11 protein-coding genes are annotated in these 18,991 nt (G+C 66.6%); 1 reads left to right on the plus strand and 10 read right to left on the minus strand.

What is annotated here, in order from left to right; translation table 11 throughout:
- Positions 1 to 3: 3 nt before the first annotated feature.
- The 10 genes from ACIPK7_RS17740 to phnD all read right to left on the minus strand — a co-directional run bounded on the left by ACIPK7_RS17740 (position 4) and on the right by phnD (position 18,015).
- Positions 4 to 8,256 carry a hemagglutinin repeat-containing protein gene (locus tag ACIPK7_RS17740; protein WP_401089220.1) on the minus strand — a complete coding sequence of 2,751 codons (8,253 nt, stop codon included), beginning with the start codon at positions 8,254 to 8,256 and terminating at the stop codon, positions 4 to 6.
- A gap of 43 nt (positions 8,257 to 8,299) precedes the next feature.
- Positions 8,300 to 8,818, minus strand: coding sequence for a toxin-activating lysine-acyltransferase (locus tag ACIPK7_RS17745; protein WP_401089222.1), 519 nt, complete (start codon positions 8,816 to 8,818; stop codon positions 8,300 to 8,302).
- A 9-nt stretch (positions 8,819 to 8,827) separates the two neighbouring features.
- Entirely contained in the window at positions 8,828 to 10,546 is a 1,719-nt protein-coding gene (locus tag ACIPK7_RS17750; protein ID WP_401089224.1) for a ShlB/FhaC/HecB family hemolysin secretion/activation protein, read from the minus strand.
- 435 nt (positions 10,547 to 10,981) lie between these two features.
- The gene (phnX, locus tag ACIPK7_RS17755; protein WP_401089226.1) at positions 10,982 to 11,809 is read right to left on the minus strand and encodes a phosphonoacetaldehyde hydrolase; all 828 of its coding nucleotides are present in this window, start codon (positions 11,807 to 11,809) and stop codon (positions 10,982 to 10,984) included.
- Between the two features lie 93 nt (positions 11,810 to 11,902).
- Complete coding sequence (locus ACIPK7_RS17760) at positions 11,903 to 12,763, minus strand: LysR substrate-binding domain-containing protein (RefSeq protein ID WP_401089227.1); 861 nt, start codon at positions 12,761 to 12,763, stop codon at positions 11,903 to 11,905.
- Positions 12,764 to 12,819: 56 nt separating this feature from the next.
- Positions 12,820 to 14,115 (minus strand): MFS transporter, encoded by a 1,296-nt coding sequence (locus tag ACIPK7_RS17765; RefSeq protein ID WP_401089230.1) that lies wholly within the window; start codon positions 14,113 to 14,115, stop codon positions 12,820 to 12,822.
- A gap of 110 nt (positions 14,116 to 14,225) precedes the next feature.
- Positions 14,226 to 15,314, minus strand: a complete 1,089-nt coding sequence (psrA, locus tag ACIPK7_RS17770) for an iron-containing alcohol dehydrogenase PsrA (protein ID WP_192432976.1) — start codon at positions 15,312 to 15,314, stop codon at positions 14,226 to 14,228.
- A gap of 216 nt (positions 15,315 to 15,530) precedes the next feature.
- Positions 15,531 to 16,349, minus strand: coding sequence for a phosphonate ABC transporter, permease protein PhnE (phnE, locus tag ACIPK7_RS17775; protein ID WP_192432977.1), 819 nt, complete (start codon positions 16,347 to 16,349; stop codon positions 15,531 to 15,533).
- Positions 16,346 to 17,146 carry a phosphonate ABC transporter ATP-binding protein gene (phnC, locus tag ACIPK7_RS17780; RefSeq protein WP_401089232.1) on the minus strand — a complete coding sequence of 267 codons (801 nt, stop codon included), beginning with the start codon at positions 17,144 to 17,146 and terminating at the stop codon, positions 16,346 to 16,348. The genes phnE and phnC overlap by 4 nt, the downstream gene beginning before the upstream one ends.
- Positions 17,143 to 18,015 (minus strand): phosphonate ABC transporter substrate-binding protein, encoded by an 873-nt coding sequence (gene phnD, locus ACIPK7_RS17785; RefSeq protein ID WP_401089234.1) that lies wholly within the window; start codon positions 18,013 to 18,015, stop codon positions 17,143 to 17,145. Before phnD ends, phnC begins: the two co-directional genes overlap by 4 nt.
- 111 nt (positions 18,016 to 18,126) lie before the next feature.
- On the opposite strand from phnD, the gene ACIPK7_RS17790 reads away from it, so the two are divergent.
- Entirely contained in the window at positions 18,127 to 18,984 is an 858-nt protein-coding gene (locus tag ACIPK7_RS17790; RefSeq protein WP_401089236.1) for a LysR substrate-binding domain-containing protein, read from the plus strand.
- Positions 18,985 to 18,991: the final 7 nt, after the last annotated feature.

The raw sequence follows: 18,991 nt of genomic DNA on the forward strand, positions 1-18,991 counted from the left end.
CTCTCATGGCGTCTGCGGGTAGGTTTTCACGGGCGTCAGCACCGGCTTCTGATCGGGCATGTCCTGCCAGAACTTCTGGCAGGCGGCGTCGCCGTTGCCATAGCAGTTGTGCACGGTGTACTTGCCGCCCGCCACGTTCTTGATCTCCTTGAGTGCATTGCTGTCCGCGGGGATGGTGCCTCCGGTGGCGGGGTTCCAGCCGATCCAGCCGCCCACCGGGTCAGTCTTGTGGTTCTGCAGCTGGACGACCATCTCGTTCTTCTTCTCGTCGCTCATCGCGTCGCGATTCTGCAGCATGGCCAGCAGGTCGTCAGCCTTGGCGGCGTTGTAGGCCGGGCCGTAGAAGTTGAGGGTCGTGTTGCTCAGGCTGCCGCTGGGGTCGGGCAGGCGGGCGATGGACTCCATGGCGTTGCCGGTGGTCATCGAGCCGCGGCTATGGCCATCGATGTGCAGACCGGTCTCGCCATAGCGCAACAGGGCTTCGCGGGTCTCGACGGTGGCGTTGGCCAGTCCCCAGAAGTCGTTCTCCAGGTACTTCTGATAGCCGGCGATGAGCAGCTCGGCGACGGAGTTGCTGGCATCGGGGAACCAGATGAAGTACTGCGGGCCGTCAGAGGTGCTGTGCTGCGCCGCGTATTTGGCCGCGCCGTCCTCGTCGTTGAAGATGCCGTTGTTGGCGATGTGCACGCGGCCGTCGGAGCCGGCCTGCAGGTTGGCTTTCTCGGTGTCGTTGAGCTCGCGACGCAGCGGTGCGCCGTTCTTGTCGCGCAGAACGTTGCCCTGGTCGTCGGTGAGGATGACGAACATCCGCGCCTTCTCCAGGAACATCTTGCGGTAGGCCTCGTCGGTGAACTGCACGGCCTGACGGTAGGTCTCGTTCTTGATTGCCTGCTCGGCTTCGGCGGTGCGGCGCATCTCGTCGACGTCCTGGCGCTCGGCGGCGGTATGGGCATTGGCGGTGTCGCGATTGAGGCCGGCGACGGTGTCAGCCGCGTTCTTGCCGGTGAGCTCCTGCTGCAGGGCGTCGTCGGTGATGACCACGGTGCCGGCGCTGATCGCGCTGCGGGTATCGCCCGAGGACGAGCCCGAATCCTTGCCCGAGTTCATCGCGTTGCCGACGATGGCCTTGCCGACGCCGTACTTGCCCTGGGTAACCATGTCGGTGCTGAGGTTGATACCGCTGCTGGTGGCCTTGGCGTCGGCCTGGTTGTGGATGTCTGACTGGGTCAGGGTGCCGGTGCTGAGCTGGTTGCGGCCGGCCGCGATAGCAGCGTCGCTGCTGGCGATCAGGCCGCCCTTGAGGTCGGTGTTGCCATTCACGCGGATGTCGAAGCCGCCGTCGCCGGCCTTGATTCCCGACTGCTCGGTGACGCTGGCGTAGTTGGAGTTCTGCTTGGCGGTGTTGCTGCTGACGCTGCCGCTGGAGGCGCCGTAGCAGAAGGGCGGGATACACAGGCTGACGCCCACGCCCTTGCTCGACTGCTTGGCGTCGTAGGTGCTGGTGTCCTGCAGGCTCTCGATGCTCAGGTTGCCGCCAACGTTGGCGGTGACCTGCGGTCCGCTGACCACCGCGCCGTGCAGCTGGGTATCACCACCCGATTGCAGATTGACCTGGCGGCCGCCGTCGACGTGGGTGTTGCTCCAGACCAGGTCCTTGCCGTCGGCGTTGCCCCGGCTCTGCGAGGCGCCGGCGTTGATGGTGAAGCCGTTCTGCGTGCCGCCCACGGCGAAGCCGATGCCGATGCTGGCGCTGCTGCCCTTGCTGGTGCTGTGCTGCTCCACGGTGTTCTTCGCTGCGAGCAGGGCGATATCGCCTTCGGCCTTGAGGTTGGCATCCCGCCCGGCGCTGATCTGACTGCCTTGCACGGTGATGTCGCTGTCTTTGCCGGCGCCGCTGGCGACGATGTTCACATCACGCCCGGCGCTCACGCTGGAGCCGGCCGCGGTGCTGCCGCGCTGTTCGCTGTGGCTCTCGTTCTTGCTCGCGCCAATGGAGATGCTGATGTTGATGCCGCCGGCCTGGGCCGGGTTGGCCATGACGGCGGAGGCGGCGCCGGCGCCTTCCAGCGCGACGTTGGCCGCGGCCAGCGCCTTCATGCGGTTATCGTCGGTGCGTTCGGCGGACTTCTTCATCTGCTGTGCGGTCTGCACGGCGGTGATGATCGGGTTGGTCAGCGTGACGGAGAGGCCGCTCTGCTTGAACTTGCTCTCCTGGGTACTGAGATGGGCGTTCTGCGCCTCGACGATCTCTACCGTGCGGCCTTCGATGTTCACGTCGCCGCTCGGTGCGCTGACCTTGCTGCCGACCTGGCGGTAGGCCTCGCCAGCCTTGATGTTGACGTTGCCGTTGATCGAGCCGACGGTGCTGGCCGCGGCGCTGTCGCCGTCGTCGGTGTTCTTCACCGATTGCTGCTGGCTGCCGATGGTGAAGCCGATTCCCCCGCCGCTGAACAGGCCGCTCTTCTTCTCGTCGCGGCTGTGCACTTCGTTGAGGTGGTCGGTGGCGGAGGCGATGGTGACGTTGTGGCCCGCCACCAGCGTGGTGTCGCCATTGGAGACTGCATTGCTGCCTTCAACCTTGAGGTCGTTGCCGGCGCTGACGTAGGTCGTCTCGCCACTGAAGGTGCTGCCCTGGGACAGAGTCTCGTTGACCGTGTCGCGGGTCACGATGGTCTTGGACGAGAACCAGCCGGTCTTGCTCTTGACCTTGTGCGCCTCGTCGGCCATGGCGCTGTTCTGGCTGGCGGTGAGGTTGACATCGTGGTCGGCGGAGGCCTGCACCGCGCCTTTTTCGCTGGTCACGCTGGCGCCACGGGCATTGAGGTCGTGGCCGGCGATCAGGCGCACGTCGCCTTGGCCCTGCACGCTGCTGCCCACTTCGCCGGCGCTGGACTCGTTGCGCCAGTTGCTGGAGTTCCAGGTCATGCTCTGCTGTTCCTGGACGGCCACGGTGCCCAGGTTGATATCGTTGCCGGCGCCGAGGGTGGTCTTGCCGCCTTCGCCGTTGTTGACCACCTGCGCGGCGTTGAGATTGAGGTCGCGGCCGGCAGTGGCGATCAGCTCACCGGCCGGGTCGGAGACGAACAGCCCGGCGACCCGTGACACGCGCGTGGCGCTACCCTGGGCACTCTGGGTGTCCTGGGTACTGGAGGTCAGGTTGATATCGCGGCCTGCCACGGCGGTGAGGCTGTGGCTAGCGTCGATCAGGCCGCCGAGGTTGTTCAGGTCGCCGCTGGCCTTCACGGCCACGTCGGTGCCGGTCAGGCGACCACCGAGGTTCTGGATATTCTCCGAGGTGATCGACAGCACGTTGCGCCCGGCGAGGGTGCCGCTGTTGACGAGGTTGTTCTGGATGTTCAGGTCCACGTTCTGCCCGGCCATCAGCGCGCCGGAGCCGTCGATGTCGCCCTGGCGAACACGCACATAGACCTGCGGCACCAGTGTCTGAGCCACGCTGCCATCGGGGAGGGTGACGTCCTTGGCCACCAGCCAGACGATGTCGCTGGTGAGTTGCGCCATCTGCTCGGGGGTGAGGGCGATACCGGGTACCAGGTTCCAGGCATTGGCGTAGGTCAGGCCATTATCCAGCAGGGCGCGGTACTGGATTTCGTCGTTGCCGTAGCCGTCGAGGAAGCGCCGGCCGGTAAGCTGGGCGATCTGTTCGCGGATCAGCTTCTGCTCGTAGAAGCCATCGCCCAGGCGCGTCAGGGTCAGGCCGGGGTTCAGGCTCAGGCGGTCGAGCATGTAATCCGAGGAGAGCCAGGCGCGATAGTTGGTGAAGCGCGGGTCACTTTCGATCAGGTAGCCGCTGGTGGCTTGCGGGTTGACGTGGAACAGGCTGTTGTCCGGCACGCGGGTGTCGATGCCGCCGGTGCGAATGCTCTCGGTGACGCCGGCGTTGTTCTTGGTCTGCACCGCGGTGACTTCCAGCACCGGGCTGATCACCCGGCCGTTGCCGACATTGACCTGGGCGCCGTTGGCGCCGGAGGCCGGCTGGTCGACGCGGCCCAGGTTGAGGTCGCCGACCTGGGTGCCGCTGCCGGCATGGGCGGTGTTCTGCTGGTAGGCGCCGGGCTTGAGGAAGATGTCGACGATGCTGGCGGCGGGGTTGTAGGCCGCGCCGTCGGCGCCCTGTTTGTCCCGGCCTTTTTTCTGGATGCGGTAGAAGTGGGTGACGATGCCGCTCTCGGTGGTGGTGCGCGCGCCAGGCGCCTCGTCGTTCTCCAGGCGGCCCAGGTTGCCGCTGATTGTGCCGCCGGCGATGATCCGGCTCTTGTCGTTGAGCGCGTCGGCGACGTCCAGGCGCAGGTTGCCGCCGGCGAGGATCTGCGCTGGATCGGAGCTGAGGATCTGGGTTTCGCGGGTCACCCGGGTATAGCTGTAGAGATTCCAGTCGTCGCGGATGCCTTCCGGAGTGACCAGGTGATCGACCTCGGAGTTGTAGATGGAAATCTGCTCCGGCTTGTAACGGGCAGTGGAGCCGGTGAGCTGGTACTCGAGGACGCTCTCGCGGCTGACTTCCACTTCCTGGGTGCTGAAGTGCTCGTTGGTGTTGCGCAGCACGGCGCTGGCCAGGCCCATCTCGCCCAGGGCCTCGATGGTGGCGCTGGCGTTGCGGATTTCACCGGCGCTGCCGGTGGCGTGGCCATTGGCGTCCAGCGCACCGCCGATGTAGAGATCGCCGGCGCTGAAGAGCAGGGCATGTTCGCGGTTGAGCAGCGAGCCGACACCGATGTCCAGACGGTTGCGCGCGGCAATTACCGCGGCCTTGCCGTCTTCCACGTCGTTGCGCAGGGTGCCGGCGGAGACCGACAGTTGGTCGCCATAGATGCGCCCGGTTCCCAGGTTGTTCAGGGCGCCGGCGTTGACGCGCGTGGTCTGGCCGTCGAGCAGGCCACGGTTGCTCAGAGTGCCGCTGGCGTCGACGGTCAGGGTGGTGGCGCTGAGCTCGCCGTTGGCGCTGTTGTTCACGTCTCCGGCGCGGACTTTCAGTGCCTGCCCGGCGACCAGTCGGGCCTGGTTTTCCAGGTTGCCGGCGGTCTGCAGGTCGATGGTGCCGTTGGCCTGCAACTGTCCGCTGTGCACGTAGCTGTCACGCAGTTTCAGGCTGATGTCGCCCAGGCTCAGTGTCTTGCCGTCGCCGCCCAGGCTCTTGCTGTCGATGCTCAGCTTCTGCCCGGCGATCAGTTTGCCGTCGTGGTTGAGGATGGCGAGGGACTTGCTGGTCGCGGCATCAAGGATGTTCAGCTCTTTGCTGGAGCTGATCAGGCCGCCGCTGTTGTCCAGCTGGCCACTGCTGTTGAGGGTGAGGGTCTCGTCCGCGCGCACCGCGCCGGCCTGGTTGCCGATCTGGCCGGCGTTGAGCGTCAGCGAATGGCCTTCGAGGCCCTGGTCGGCTCCCTGGGTGTTGCGGTTGTCGATGATGCCGGCGCTGATCACCAGCTTGCCGCCGGCGCGCAGCAGGCTGCCGGCGTTGTCCAGGCGGCCGCTGGCCAGGTCGAGTGTGGCGTCGCCAAGGGTCTGCAGTTGGCCGCTACGGTTGTCCAGGCCGCTGGCCTTGATGCGCACGTTGCCTTCGCTGGTCAGCAGCCCGCCACGGGCGTTGTTGATTTGCGCAGTGGTGAGGTCGAGGTCGCCCTTGCCGCCGATGAAGCCGGCACTGTTGTCCAGGTTGCCGCTGGCGAGAATCACCCCGCCCTTGCCGAGCAGGCCGCCACTGACGCCGGAGTCGGTGTTGGTGATGGCTTGGCCGTGAGCGTCGATGCGCAGCAGGCCGTCGGCCTGGACCAGGCCGCCCTGGTTGTTCAGCGCGCCGCTCTGCAATTCCACGCCATCGGTGGCAATCAGCACGCCACCCTGGTTGTCCAGGGTGGCGCCGCTGCTGTCGAGCTTGAGGTTACCAGCGCTGATCAAACCGTTGCCGTTGAGCACGCCCTGGCCGGAAAGGGTGATCTGGTGCTGGCCTTCGATGCGGCCACTGCGGTTGTCGAGACGGCCCTGGGTGGCGTCGAGGGCGACCGTGCCGTCCACCGAGCCGAGGGTACCGCTCTGGTTGCTGATCGAACCGCCACGGGCGGTCAGCGCTCCTTTGGCGGCGAGAGTGCCGGTGTCATTGTTCAGTTTGTCGGCATTGACGTCGAGCGTGCCGCTGGCAGTGATCTTGCCCTTGGCGTTGACCAGCTCGCCGGCCTCCAGACGCGAGTTTCCGGTGGCCGCGAGGGTACCGGAGCTGTTGTCCAGCTTGCCTTTGACCTTGGCTTGCAGGTCGCCTCCGGCAGCCTGGATGGTGCCGGACTGGTTCAGCAGGGTGCCGGCATCGAGCTGGACCCCGCCGTTGCCGGCGAGGGTGCCGCTGCTGTTGTCCAGCAGGCCGCTGGTGCTGATGCGCAGGGTGCCCGTGCCGGTCTGCAGGATTTCGCCCTGGCGATTGGAGAGCGAAGCGGCGTCGATGCTGATCTGCCGGGCCACGGTGCTGGCGCCGTCGAGCAGGGCGTCGTGGAACTTCGCCTGCAACTGGCCGTTGCTGGCGAGCGAGCCGTCGCGGCCATCGACCGAGTTCGCGTTGACTTTCAGGGTGCCGTTGCCTGCGTGCTCGATCTTGCCGCGACGGTTGTCCAGGTTCAGCGAGTCGAGGGTCAGGTTGGTGGCGTTGCTGGCGATACGCCCGTCGCTGTTGTCCAGGGTGCCGGGGAGGGCGAGGGTCATGTCGCCGCTGCCGGTCTGGATGATCTCGCCCTTGCGGTTGGACAGGTCATGGGCCTGCAGCTGAATGCTGCTGCCGGCAAGTTTGGCCGCGTCGCTGGTGAGCTTCTGCGAGACGCTCACCGCCAGCGCGTTGCTGGCGTCGACCTGGGCACCGGTGAGGTTTGCGTTGCCATTGCTGGCGGTGAGGCGGACGTTCTGCGCACCGGCCTGGCCCTGGCTCAGATCGAGGCTGGCGCCGGCGATGTCGAGGTCGCCGCCGGCAACGGTCGTGCCCTGGCTCTTCACCTGCTGGCCGGCCTTGATGTCGAGTCGGCCGCCGCTGCCGACACTGCCATCGGCCTGCACGCCGGCCGCGAGAGTGGCCTTGCTGTCGTTGACGATGCCGTTGGCATTCAGGCTGACGTTCTGCTGCGCTGCGGCGATGCCGCTGTTATGGATATCGCCGCGGCTGCTCAGCGCGGTATCGCCCTTGGCATACAGAGAGCCGCTGTTGTCGATGCCGCCATTGCTGTCCAGGCGGACATGGGCGGTAGCGTTGATCTGGCCGCTGTTGCCGATGCGGCCGTCGGCGCTGATCACCACGTCGCCTGCGCTGGCGCCGATCTGCCCGGCATTGCGCACGCCGACGCCGGATTCGGTGCCCACCAGCATGATCTTGCCGGCGTACATGCCGCCGAGCTGGGCAACGTCGATGGCCACCGAGGGCCTCTCGCCATTGCCTTCGATAGCTCGTGCGCTGTTGTTGTCGGCGTTGACCTGGTTGGCCCCGGCGGTGACGCGCAGGTCCTTGGCCCAGACGCCGGCGTTGACTTCCACTGAGCGGGCGATCACGTCGGTGAAGTCGGTCTGGCTTGCATCCAGGCCCTTGCCGGTGATTGCGATGTGGCCGCCGCGGACTTCGTAGCCCTGCAGCTGGCCATCGACGATCTGCGCGGTGCCGGTGGTGAGGGTCGCGCGGTTGGCGTTGATGAAGCCGCAGCCGTCACAGGCGATGCCCGCCGGGTTGGCGATCACCACCTGGGCGCGGTCGCCAGCGACTTCGACGTAGCCGCGCAGCTGGCTGGGGTTGCTGCCGTTGACCTCGTTGAGGATGACCCGCGCGGTGCCGTTGGCCAGCGCCTGGTTACCGTCGATCCAGCCGCCAAGCTGGGTCTGTACGCTGTTGCGCGAGTTATTGAGGATCGCGCCCTGCTGGTTCACGTCGAACTGGCTGTAGGTGTTGCGCGAGACGCCAGCGGCGCTGGGCGTCTGGATGTTCACCTGAGGCACGCCGTTGGCGGAGTTGATCACGCCCGGCTGCTGGTTCTGTGGGGCGCCGCGGTCGGCGACGATGTCGGCATGGGCCAGCGGGGCGGCCAGGCTGACCAACCCCAGTGTCGCCATCAGCGCGAAGCGCAGCGGGCGCAGGCTGACCAGCAGCGAGGCGCCCAGCGCGCCCAGCGGGCCGTCGGTGGTGCCCGGCGCCTTGCCCTGGCTGGTGACATTCTCGGCGACGACCATCAGTTGGCCGCGTGCCTTGTTGAAAACGATGCGGTAGAGGTGCTTGTTCATACAAATCCCTTTGTCGGTTCAGGGCGCAGGCCGCGGGGTGCGCTCAGAGCTGGATGGCCAGCGGGTGGTCGGAGAACCATGCGCGCGCTTCGGCGGGCATGACCGCGACACCCTGGAACTTCTTGATCCTCAGGCCGCGTTGTTCGCCACGGTGGTACAGCGCCCGGCCGCAGCGGTTGGCGAAGAAGTGCCGCTGCAGGACGCGCGACACCGGTACGGAGTGGCCGAACGGCGCCACCCAGTCGTTGAACCAGATGCGCTCGCCGCTGTTCCAGTCGGCGGCCGGCATGCAGATCGCCGGTTGGCTCAGGTAGCGCGCCTCGGCTTCCAGACTGAGGTTGCTGAAGGCGACGTAGAACACCGGCCGGCCGTTCTGTCGCCCGAGGATGAACTGGCGATGGCTGATCGCCGGCAGCAGCAGGGCATTGAGCGCGTGCAGCGGGATGTCGCGGTGGGACGCCGAGTGCAGCCACAGCCAGACCGCCGAGCCGAGCACCTCGGCCTCGCTCCAGGGCTCGTCGAGGAAGCCCGGCGCGGTGATGTCGAATCCGTCGATATGCATGGCGCCTCCTCAGAAGGACCAGGTCAGGTTGAAACCGCCGGTGGTATTGGCGGTATCGAAGCCGCTGGGCTTGCTGATCGGCTGGCCGACGAAGACGTCGTAGGAGACGCCGCGATAGCCGCCGCGCAGGCCCAGCACGTAACCGGCCAGGTGTGTGCCGATCAGGTACTTGCTCGACTGCCCGCCGACTTCGCCGTAGTCCACGCCCACGTAGGCTTCCTGGCCGGTCTGGCCCAGCGCCAGGCCCAGGTCGTTGCGGGTCAGCCAGCCACGGTCGGCGGAGAGGATCTGTTCGCCGTCGAAGCCACGCACGCTGTAGCGCCCGCCGATGGTGAAACGGTCCTGGGGCACCAGCGGCGTGCGGTTCCATTGCGCGCGCCAGGAGCTGCTGTAGCGCAGGCGCTGGTCGCCCAGGGCGAAGGGCACGCTGAGCTGGGCTTCGGCGGTGATGATCTTGGAGCGCGAGGTGCCTTCGTCGAAGGGCTCCTCCGGCGCCGCCATGGCGTTGCGGGCGCCGGTGCCGCGACGGTAGCCGGTGCTCAGGTAGAGGGTGGAGGCACCGATGAATTCGGTGTGCGTCAGGCCGAACGACCACCCGGCCATTCGCCGACGCTGGATCTCGATCTCGGTGTCGTCGATCCAGTTTTTCGAGCGCCGGCTCCAGCCGCCGAGGCTGGCGGTGGTCTTGCGCACGGCGTCGCGGTAGAGCATGCGGGTGAGGGTGATCTCGTCGTTCTTGCTCTCGCCGCTGTAGCTGTAGTCTTGGTTCGCCCCGGAGATGGTCTGGTGGTAGTCGTACTCGCTGGAGGTCACCCCGAGCAGCCAGTAGCCGAAGGGCACCGAGTAGTGCAGGGTGTGGCCGCGCGAGCCGCGATCGCCGGAATCGCCGCCGCCCAGGTCGTGGTTGTAGCTGAAGTAGAAGAGATCGCTCAGGGTCAGGAAATTGTCGAAGGACACCGACGTGGTGCCCAGGTACTTGCCTGTCTCGTCGGTGCCCGAATCGTCGACCGAGAGGCTGAAGCGGATCGGGAATTTCTGCCGCCAGGCGATCACCAGGTCGCTCTCGCCGGGCTGTGCGCCGGGGCCCTCGGCCGCGGTGATCTGGATATCGGCATCGGCGGTGGGTACCCGCTTGAAGTTCTCCAGCGCCTGTTCGATGTCGCGCAGGTTGAGCAGGTCGCCGGGTTTGGCCGGTACGGTGTTCCAGGCGTTGGCGCGGTGCGAGGTGCCTTCGGTAAAGCGGATCGAGCGAATGCGCCCGGGCACCAGGGTCAGTTCCAGGGTGCCGCTCTTGAGGTCCTGTGGCTGCGCCAGCACGCGGGAAGTGACGAAGCCGCGCTCGATGATCGCGTTCTGGATGCGCTTCATCGTCAGGTTGATGCCGTTGGCGCCCAGGCACTGGCCAGTAGCCGGGTCATCCTTCGGGTCGGCGGCGCGCAGTGCCCACTGGAAGCGCTCGGCCGAGTCGCCGACCAGGGTGATCTTGCGGATGGGGAAGCAAGGCGCTTCGTCCTTCGCCAGTCGATTGGCTTCCAGCCCGCTGGGCGGCAGCTTCAGGCGCACGTCCGGCGACGGTTCCAGCTGCTCGCGCAGCGCGCGGTCGCGTTCCTGCTGCTGCAGCAGTTGCTGGGCGGGTAACGGATCGGCGGCGAGGGCGACGCCGCTGCAGGCACTCATGGCCAGGATGGCCAAGCGCAGCGCACTGCGCAGGGGAAGATCGATGCCCATCCATGGGGCTCGTGGAGCAGGGCCGGCATCCACCGGCAGCTCTCTAGGGCAAGAGAGAAAAGCCATTTCGCATCCTTGTGAAATATCTTGCAAAAGCTCGTCGAATTATGACGACTGGTCCTGAGTCCGACCGTGAATCTGTTCAAATCGCTGTAAATCCGCTGATACACCGCTTTCGGATGTGTAACGCGGATATGACAGTTCCGACGGTTCGAGATGAAAGACGGAAAATTTGTTCCGAATTTTTACCAAGCTCTGACGAACGGTCTGAAGTGCCATTGCGGTGATATCAGTTTGCACTTTCCGCGGTGGGGCCGGACGGGGCACGAGGGCGCTGCTACAGGGGAGTTTGGCGAAGGTTTTCGGCATTTGAGAGCATCCACCTCGAGCGCAAAAAGCCCGCACAAGGCGGGCTTTCATGGCTAATCCCAAAGATCAGCAGCTTTGCGGCATCTCTCCCCGCGCCAGGCGTGCATTGATATCGACGATCACTGCCGGCAATTCGGCGATGGTGTCGATCAGGTAGTGCGGGCGTGAGCCTTCGAACATCTGGCCGATGCGCTGGCGCTCCTGCTCCAGCTTCTGGGCCGGCAGCGCCTTGTACTGCTCATAGGTCAGGCCCAGGGCGTTACCCGAGCAGGTCAGCGCCACAGTCCACATGCCAGCGCTGCGGCCTTCGAGAATGCCCGGCCAGGTGTCGTCGACCTTCACGCAGGCCGCTACGTCGTTGATCCCCAGGGCGATCACGTTGGCCAGCGCTTGGGCTGGGTGCGGGCGGCCGTTAGGCACTTCATCCGTCGCCACCACGTGGTCGGCGGCGTAGCCGTTGGTCTTGGCCAGGGCGACCACTTTTTCCATGACGACAGCCGGGTAGCCGGAGCAGGAACCGATCTTCAGCCCTTGCTTGCGCAGTGCGGCGATGGCGTCCAACGCGCCGGGAATCAGCGCCGAGTGTTCGGCGATCTTCTCGATCTGCAGCGGCATGAAGCGCTCGTAGATGGCGGTGACATCGTCGTCGGTAGGCAGGTGGCCGAAGGCGGCGCGGTAGCGTTCGCCGATGGCGGGGAGGTCGCACAGGGTGCGGATGTGATCCCACTTGCCCATGCCCATCGGGCCGCGAGCTTCTTCCAGGCTGACCTGGACGCCGAACTCGGCGAAGGCCTCGACGAAGATCTGCGTCGGCGCGAAGGAGCCGAAGTCGACCACGGTGCCGGCCCAGTCGAGGATGGCGGCTTGCAGTTGCTTGGGTTGCTGGTAATGCATGGTGGTGCTCCTGTGAGGGGATTCTTGAGGCTGAGTTCGGCCCGCCCGGCATGAGGGCAGGCTCGCGGTGTCAGGGGTTGTTAGGGGTGAGGATCAGGCCGTGGAGTCGAACAGCTCGGCGATGATCGGCCGCTTGCGGCGGATGCCCAGGCAGCACAGGAAGTAGCTGATGTGGAACGGGTCCTCGGCGAAGGCGATGGAGCGCGTGCCCGGTCGGTCGGCGTATTCCACCGAGGAGACAAAGCCCACGCCGATGCCGTGCACCACCGCATGGACGATGGCCTCGCGGCTGTTCAGCTGCATTGCGCAGTCCAGCTTCACGCCGTGCCGGCGGCAGCCTTCCTCGACCAGTTGGCGAGTACGCGAGGCCGGCTCGCGCAATACCACGCGCTCCCTGGCGATCTCCTGCACGCTGACGGTTTCCTGCTGCGCCCAGGGGTGGTCGTCGCGTACCACCGCGAGGATCGGGCAGGTGCGGTACAGCTGAGTGCTCAGGCGCTGATCGAACTCGGAGAGAGCGAGGATCGCCACGTCGATGTCGAAGTTGTACAGCCGCTCCAGGGTGCCGGCCTCGCTGGTGAAGGAGGTCTCCAGATCGATGTGCGGGTAACGCTGCATCAGCGAGTAGGTCAGGCTCATGGCGATCGGCGGCGACACCGCGCCGATGCGCAACATGCCCTGCTTGCGCTGCTGGAAGCTCTGCAGCAATTGCAAGGCTTCGTCCTCCTGGCCGAACAGGCCCTGGGTGATGGCGTAGAGCTGCTCCCCGGCCGGGCTCAGCTCGATGAAGCGGCCGCGCCGGTGGAACAGCTCCACCGAAAAGCGCTTCTCCAGGCCGCTGACCTGCTCGCTGATGGTCGGCTGGCCGACGCTCAGCAGCGCCGCCGCCTGGGTGAAGCTGCCGGTGCGAGCCACGGCATGAAAGGAGCGCAACCACTTGTGGTACTGATACATGGCTTCTCTTTTTATTGGGAACGCCTGGCGCGAGGGTTTGCCGCATGGCCGTGCCCTCAGCGCCGGACGAACAGGGCCACCACCGCGCTACACACGCAGGCCGTGGTGACCACGATGAAGATCAGGGAAGTATTGCCGGTTGTATCCAGCATGCGACCTATCAGGGGTTCGGCCAGACCCGCAAAGAGGTAGGAGGAGAAGTTCATGATCCCGGTGGCGGTACCGGCGCGGCGCGCGCCGACCAGGTCCGGGCAGAGCGCCCAGAAGCTCGACGCCGGGCCGTAGACGAAGAAGCCGCAGAGGAACAGCGCTAGCAGGCCGACGCCGCTGTGTGCCGGCAGGCTCCACATCCACAGGCTGGTGAGGGCGCCCAGCACCATGTAGAGCATGATCGCGCGGTAGCGCTTGCTGCCGAACAGGCGGTCGGAGACCCAGCCGTTGCTCAGTGCGCCGACGGCCATGCCGACCGGCAGGGCGATGGTGATCCATTTCGGGTCGATGAAGCTCTGGCCCTTCTGCCAGTCGGCGCCGAGGAAGTGCACCGGCACCCAGACGATCAGCCCGTAGCGCGCGGCGTTCTGGAAGCCCAGCGACAGCGCTGCCACCAGCAGGCGTGGGTTTTTCAGCACGGCGAGATAACGTTGCGTCGAGGTTTCTTCCTCGCCGTGGGCGGCTTCGCTGGAACGGTCCTCGGCATTCGCCACGCCGGTATCGGCCAGCGGCTCGAAGCCCATGTCCTGCGGGCGTTCTCGGGCCACCAGGTAGAACACGATGCCGCCAGCGAGCATCAGCAGCACCGGCAGGCGGAAGATCCAGCGCCACTCCAGGTGCATCACGTCGATCACTACCACCGAAGTGACGTAGGACAGCACCGACGCGCAGCCGGCGGCGAACACATAGAAGCCGTAGACCTTGCCGCGCTCGGCGGCGCTCCACCAGTTCGACAGCAGGCGGCTGCCCGGCGCCCAGCCCAGGGCCTGGAAGTAGCCGTTGATGCCCCAGGGCAGCACCAGGCTGACGAAGCCGCCGGCGAAGCTGGTGACCCAGTTGGCCCCGCAGGACAGCGCTGCGCCGAGGCTCATGATGCGCCGGCCGCCGAACTTGTCGGCGAGATTGCCGTTGATGGCCTGGCCGATGGCGTACATCCACAGCATGGCGCTGGAGGCCCAGCCGAGGGTTTCCTTGCTCAGGCCGAACTCGGCCTGGATGCCGGGGATGGCGAAGCCGAAGGTCTGGCGACCGGTGTAGAAGAACAGGTAGCAGAACATCGCGGCCAGCAGCATGCGCCACTGGGCGACGCGGAACGGGGTGACGGCAGTGACGGGACCCGAGAGGGTTTGGGCACGGTTCATGGAGTTTTCCTTCTTGTTCGCTTGCGCCGGCTGGAAGCTCGGCGCGTCGGCACTCTTTATCGGTGCAACAGGAAAAGGCGACCGCCAGGGCCGCCCGGTGAAGAGCGGCGTCAGGCGGCCTGCGAGCCGATGAAGTTGCGTCCGCGGGCACCCTGCATGGCGAAGTCGATCATCGCTTCGGCTTCGGCAGCCGTCACGCCGTAGTCGCCGAACTCGGTCTTGACCCCGAGGCGATGGAGGAATTCACGCAGGCGCTTCTGCGCGCCGGCAAGGTCGTGGCCGAACACCCGTTGCAGGGTGCGGTCGCGGTCGGCGTCGCGGCCCCAGGCCAGGCCCAGCACCAGTGGCAGGGTGAAGGAGCAGGCGATGCCGTGGGGCAGGCCATGGCGCAGGGTCATCTCGTAGGAGATGGAGTGGGCCAGCGCGGTCTTGGTGTTGGAGAAGGCCATGCCGGCTTTCAGCGCGGCCAGGGCCATGCGCGAGCGCAGTTCGCGGTTGGAGAGGTCCTGCTGCAGGCGTGGCAGGCAGTCGAGGATGTCCTCGATGGCGGAGATGGCGAAGGTGTCGGAGATCGGGTTGGCGTTGTGGTTCCAGATCGATTCCAGCGCGTGGGACAGCGCGTCCAGCCCGGTGGAAACCGTCACCCCGGCGGGCACGCTGAGCATCAGGTCCGGGTCGATCAGCGCGACCTTGGGCCAGGTGCAGTCCAGGTGCAGGGAATACTTCTTCTGCTGCTGCGCGTCCCAAATCGTCGCCCAGGGCGTGACTTCGCTGCCGGTGCCGGCGGTGGTCGGTGCGGCGATCAGTGTCCTGCTGCGCGCCGGAGTGAAGGGCTTGCCGGCGGCCAGCAGGTCGAGCAGTTCGTCGAAGTGCCCGGATGCGGTGCCGACGATCAACGCCTTGGCGGTGTCGATGGCGCTGCCACCGCCGAGGGCGAAGACGGTGCTGCAGTCGGCTGCTTCACGCCAGAAGCGTTCGTGCACATCGCGCAGCCAGGCCACGTCGGGGTTGGGCTGTACGTCGTCGATGACGTAGGCGAGGCGTTCGCCGAGCAGGCTGCGGACGCGGTCGATCAGCCCCAGTTGCGCGGCTTCGGGGAAGGTCACCAGGGCGACCTTGCCTTCGCACAGTTCGGCGATGCGGTCCAGGCTGCCGCCGCCGAAAATGGTGGCGACCGGATTATGGAATCGGGCAGGCATGGGCAGTTCCTTGTTGTTGTTTGAACGTGCGGCCATGCTCGGGGCCTCGTCGGTTTCGTTCCAATCGATTGATCGCAGGTGGGCATCGGCCAGACCGATAACGGTGGGTGCGGGCATCTTGGGCAAACTCCGGGCGTGCGCCTGCCCGGCGCGCGCCCGGAAGGCGCACGTGGCAGGAGGTTGAGGCGGAAGGAAAGGGGGTTGGGGCGTGAGCGGTCAGTGCCGCCCGTCACCCTGGATGGCGTGGCGCAGGCGGTTGGAGAGCAGGTCGGCAAGCACCACCATGATGGTGATGACGACGATGCAGGTGGCGGTCTCCTGGTACTTGAACAGCTTCAGGCTGCTGACCAGTTCGAAGCCCAGACCGCCGGCACCGACCATGCCGAGCACGGTGGCCGAGCGCAGGTTGACCTCGAAGCGGTAGAGCACCACCGCGATCCACGCGGTGATCACCTGCGGCAGCACGCCGAAGACAATCACCTGCAACGGCCGCGCACCGGTGGCCTGCAGCGCCTCGATGGGGCCCTGGTCGATCTCCTCGATGCTCTCGGCGAAGAACTTGCCGAGCATGCCTACGCCGTGCAGCGCCAGGGCCAGCACGCCGGGGAAGGGCCCAAGGCCCACGGCGGAGACGAACACCAGGGCGAGGATCAGTTCGTTGATGCTGCGAATCACGTTGAGCAGCTGCCGCGTGGCGAGGTACAGCCAGCGGTTGCCGTGCAGGTTGCGCGCGGCGAGAAAGCCCAGCGGCACGGCCAGCACGATGCCCAGCAGGGTGCCCCAGAGGGCGATCTGCAGGGTCTCCAGCGCCGGGCCCCAGAGGCTCGGCAGGATGCTCAGGTCCGGCGGCAGCGAGCGGCTGAGGAAGTCGCCGATCTGCGGCAGGCCGCTGGCCAGTTCGCTCCAGCTCAGCTGTGCGCCCTCGGCGCTCCAGTGCAGCAGGTAGAGCACCGCCAGCACGGCGGCGCCGGTGGTTAGCCAGCCGCGTTTGGTGTGCGGCGTCTCGACCATCCACTGGTGGCTGCGCAGGTTCATGCTCCGGCTCCTGTTTCGCTGGCGTAGACCGCGCGGGCGGCCGCCTGGTAGGCAGTTGCCTCGCTGCTCGGACGTTGCTGGTAGATGCGCCGCAGGGCCGCGGCATCCAGTTGTTCGCGGTTGCCGTCGAAGACCAGGCGGCCATTGGCGAGGCCGACGATGCGGTCGCCGAACTCCCGCGCCAGGTCCACTTGGTGCAGGTTGCACACCACGGTGATGCCCAGTTTGCGGGTGGCCTCGCGCAGGTAGTGCATGACCAGTTGCGCGGTCTTCGGGTCGAGGCTGGCCACCGGTTCATCGGCGAGGATCACTTGCGGCCGCTGGGCCAGCGCGCGGGCGATACCGACGCGCTGCATCTGCCCGCCGGAGAGCGAGTCGGTGCGGGCCTCGGCCTTGTGCTCCAGCTCGACCCGGTGCAGGCATTCGCGGGCCAGTGCGACGTCGTCGCGGCTGAACAGCTGCAGCACCGAGGCGAGGGTGCCGACGCAGCCCAGGCGCCCGGTGAGCACGTTCTTCAATACCGACAGGCGCGGCACCACATTGTGGTGCTGGAAGATCATCGCCACGCGCCGCCGCAGTTCGCGGGTATCGCGCGCCTGCATGGCGTCGACGCCAGCCACCTGCAATTCGCCGCTGTCGGCCTGGGCCAGGCGGTTCATGCAGCGCAGCAGGGTGGACTTGCCGGCGCCGGACTGACCGAGGATCACCACGAACTCGCCGGCCTCGATGCGCAGGTCGATCCCGCGCAGCACCGGGTTGTCGCCGTAGCCCTTGGTCAGCTGGGCGACGCGGATCATTTCAGGCTCCGCAGGTCGAGGTCGAGCACCTTGGCGGTGTCGCGCACGACGTTGTAGGCGGCGTCGTTGGTGGGCTGGAAGCCATTGAGCAGGCCCTGGTCGCCCCACGGCACGTCCTTGATCGAGGCGAACGCGGCGACCAGTTTCTGCTGCAGTTCCGGGTCGAGGTCCTTGCGCCAGACCATGGGCGATTCGGGGATGTCGTCGGACTTCCAGACCACCTGGATATCGTCCTGCTTGACCTGCCCCGAGCTGATCGCGCCGGCGAGGATGCGGTCGGCCACGGCGGCGGCGTCCACCTTGCGGTTCGCCACGGCGAGGATGCTGGCGTCGTGGGAACCGGAGAAGATCACCCGCGAGAACAGCGCCTTCGGGTCATGGCCGGACTGCTCGAGGCCGGCCTTGGGGAACAGGTGGCCGGAGGCCGAGCTGGGATCGACGAAGGCGAAGGTGTGGCCCTTGAGGTCGACGAGGCTGCGGATACCGCTGTCCTGACGGGCGATGATCAGGCTGTGGTAGGCGCTGGTGCCGGTCTTCTTGGTCACCGCCACGGCGAAGGCGTCGGCGCCGGCGACCTGGTGCGCCAGCACGTAGGAGAACGGGCCGAGGTAGGCGACGTCGAGCTTGCCGGCGCGCAGCGCTTCGATCACCCCGTTGTAGTCGGTGGCGACGAAGGGCTTCACCGGCATCCCCAGGCGTTCCTGCAACTGGTCGAGCACCAGCTGACTGCTCTTGATCATGGCCTGGGAGTCCTCGGAGGGAATCAGGCCGACGGTGAGGGCGTCCTGCGCCTGGGCAGTGGAGGCCAGGGCGGAGGCGAAGACGAGCGGCAGCACGGCGAAGCGGAACAGTCTGGTCAGCGAAGTCATGGCGTTACCCGGAGGTTGTGTTCGGTAGCGCCAAAGCTAGGGCTGTCATGTGACAGTCACGCCATCAAATCAATATGGGTTAAAGCACTAATCCATTGATAGGAGCTATGGATGTCCACCGCCCGCCTGCGCACCTTCCTCGCCGTGGCCCGCCACGCCAGCTTCAGCGCCGGGGCCAGGGCCATCGGCCTCAGCCAGCCGACCGCGACCACGCAGATCCAGGGCCTGGAGCGCGAATTCAACGTCGAGCTGTTCCACCGCCGTGGCCGGCGCATCGAGCTGACCGCCGTGGGCCGAGCGCTGCTGCCCATCGCCCAGCAGATGTCGATGCTTGAATCCGAGGCGACCAACCTGCTGCGCGATTCCGGCCAGCTCAACCGCGGCCAGCTGAAGGTCGGCGCGGTGGGGCCGTTCCATGTGATCGAGATGGTCGACCTGTACCGTCGCGACTACCCGCAGATCGACGTATCGATCCGCATCGGCAACTCTGCCTCGGTGCTCGCCGACCTGGAGAACTACGTTACCGATGTCGGCGTGCTCGCCGGGCTGCATGACGATCCGGCGTTCGTCGCGCAGTTGTACGCGCGGCACCCGGTGATCCTCTTTGCTCACGTCGATCATCCGTTTGCACGCAACACCGAGGTCCGCCTGCAAGCCTTGCAGGGCCAGCCGCTGCTGCGCCGCGAGCAGGGCTCGACTACCCGCGTGGCGCTGGAGCGCGAGCTGGACAAGGCCGACGTGACACCTCGCATCGCCATGGAGATTGGCAGCCGCGAGGCGCTGCGCGAGGCGGCGATCCGTGGCATCGGCATCGGCGTGGTATCCGAGGCGGAGTACATCGACGACCCGCGCCTGAAGACCATCCGCATCAGCGGCGACCCGGTGTGCACCGAGACCTACCTGTACTACCTCGCCGAGCGCCGCAGCAGCCAGGTGATCGCCTCCTTCCTGCGCTCGCTCGCGCAATAGCACAGCT

Source organism: Pseudomonas sp. NPDC086581, from assembly GCF_044746165.1.
Lineage (GTDB): Bacteria > Pseudomonadota > Gammaproteobacteria > Pseudomonadales > Pseudomonadaceae > Pseudomonas.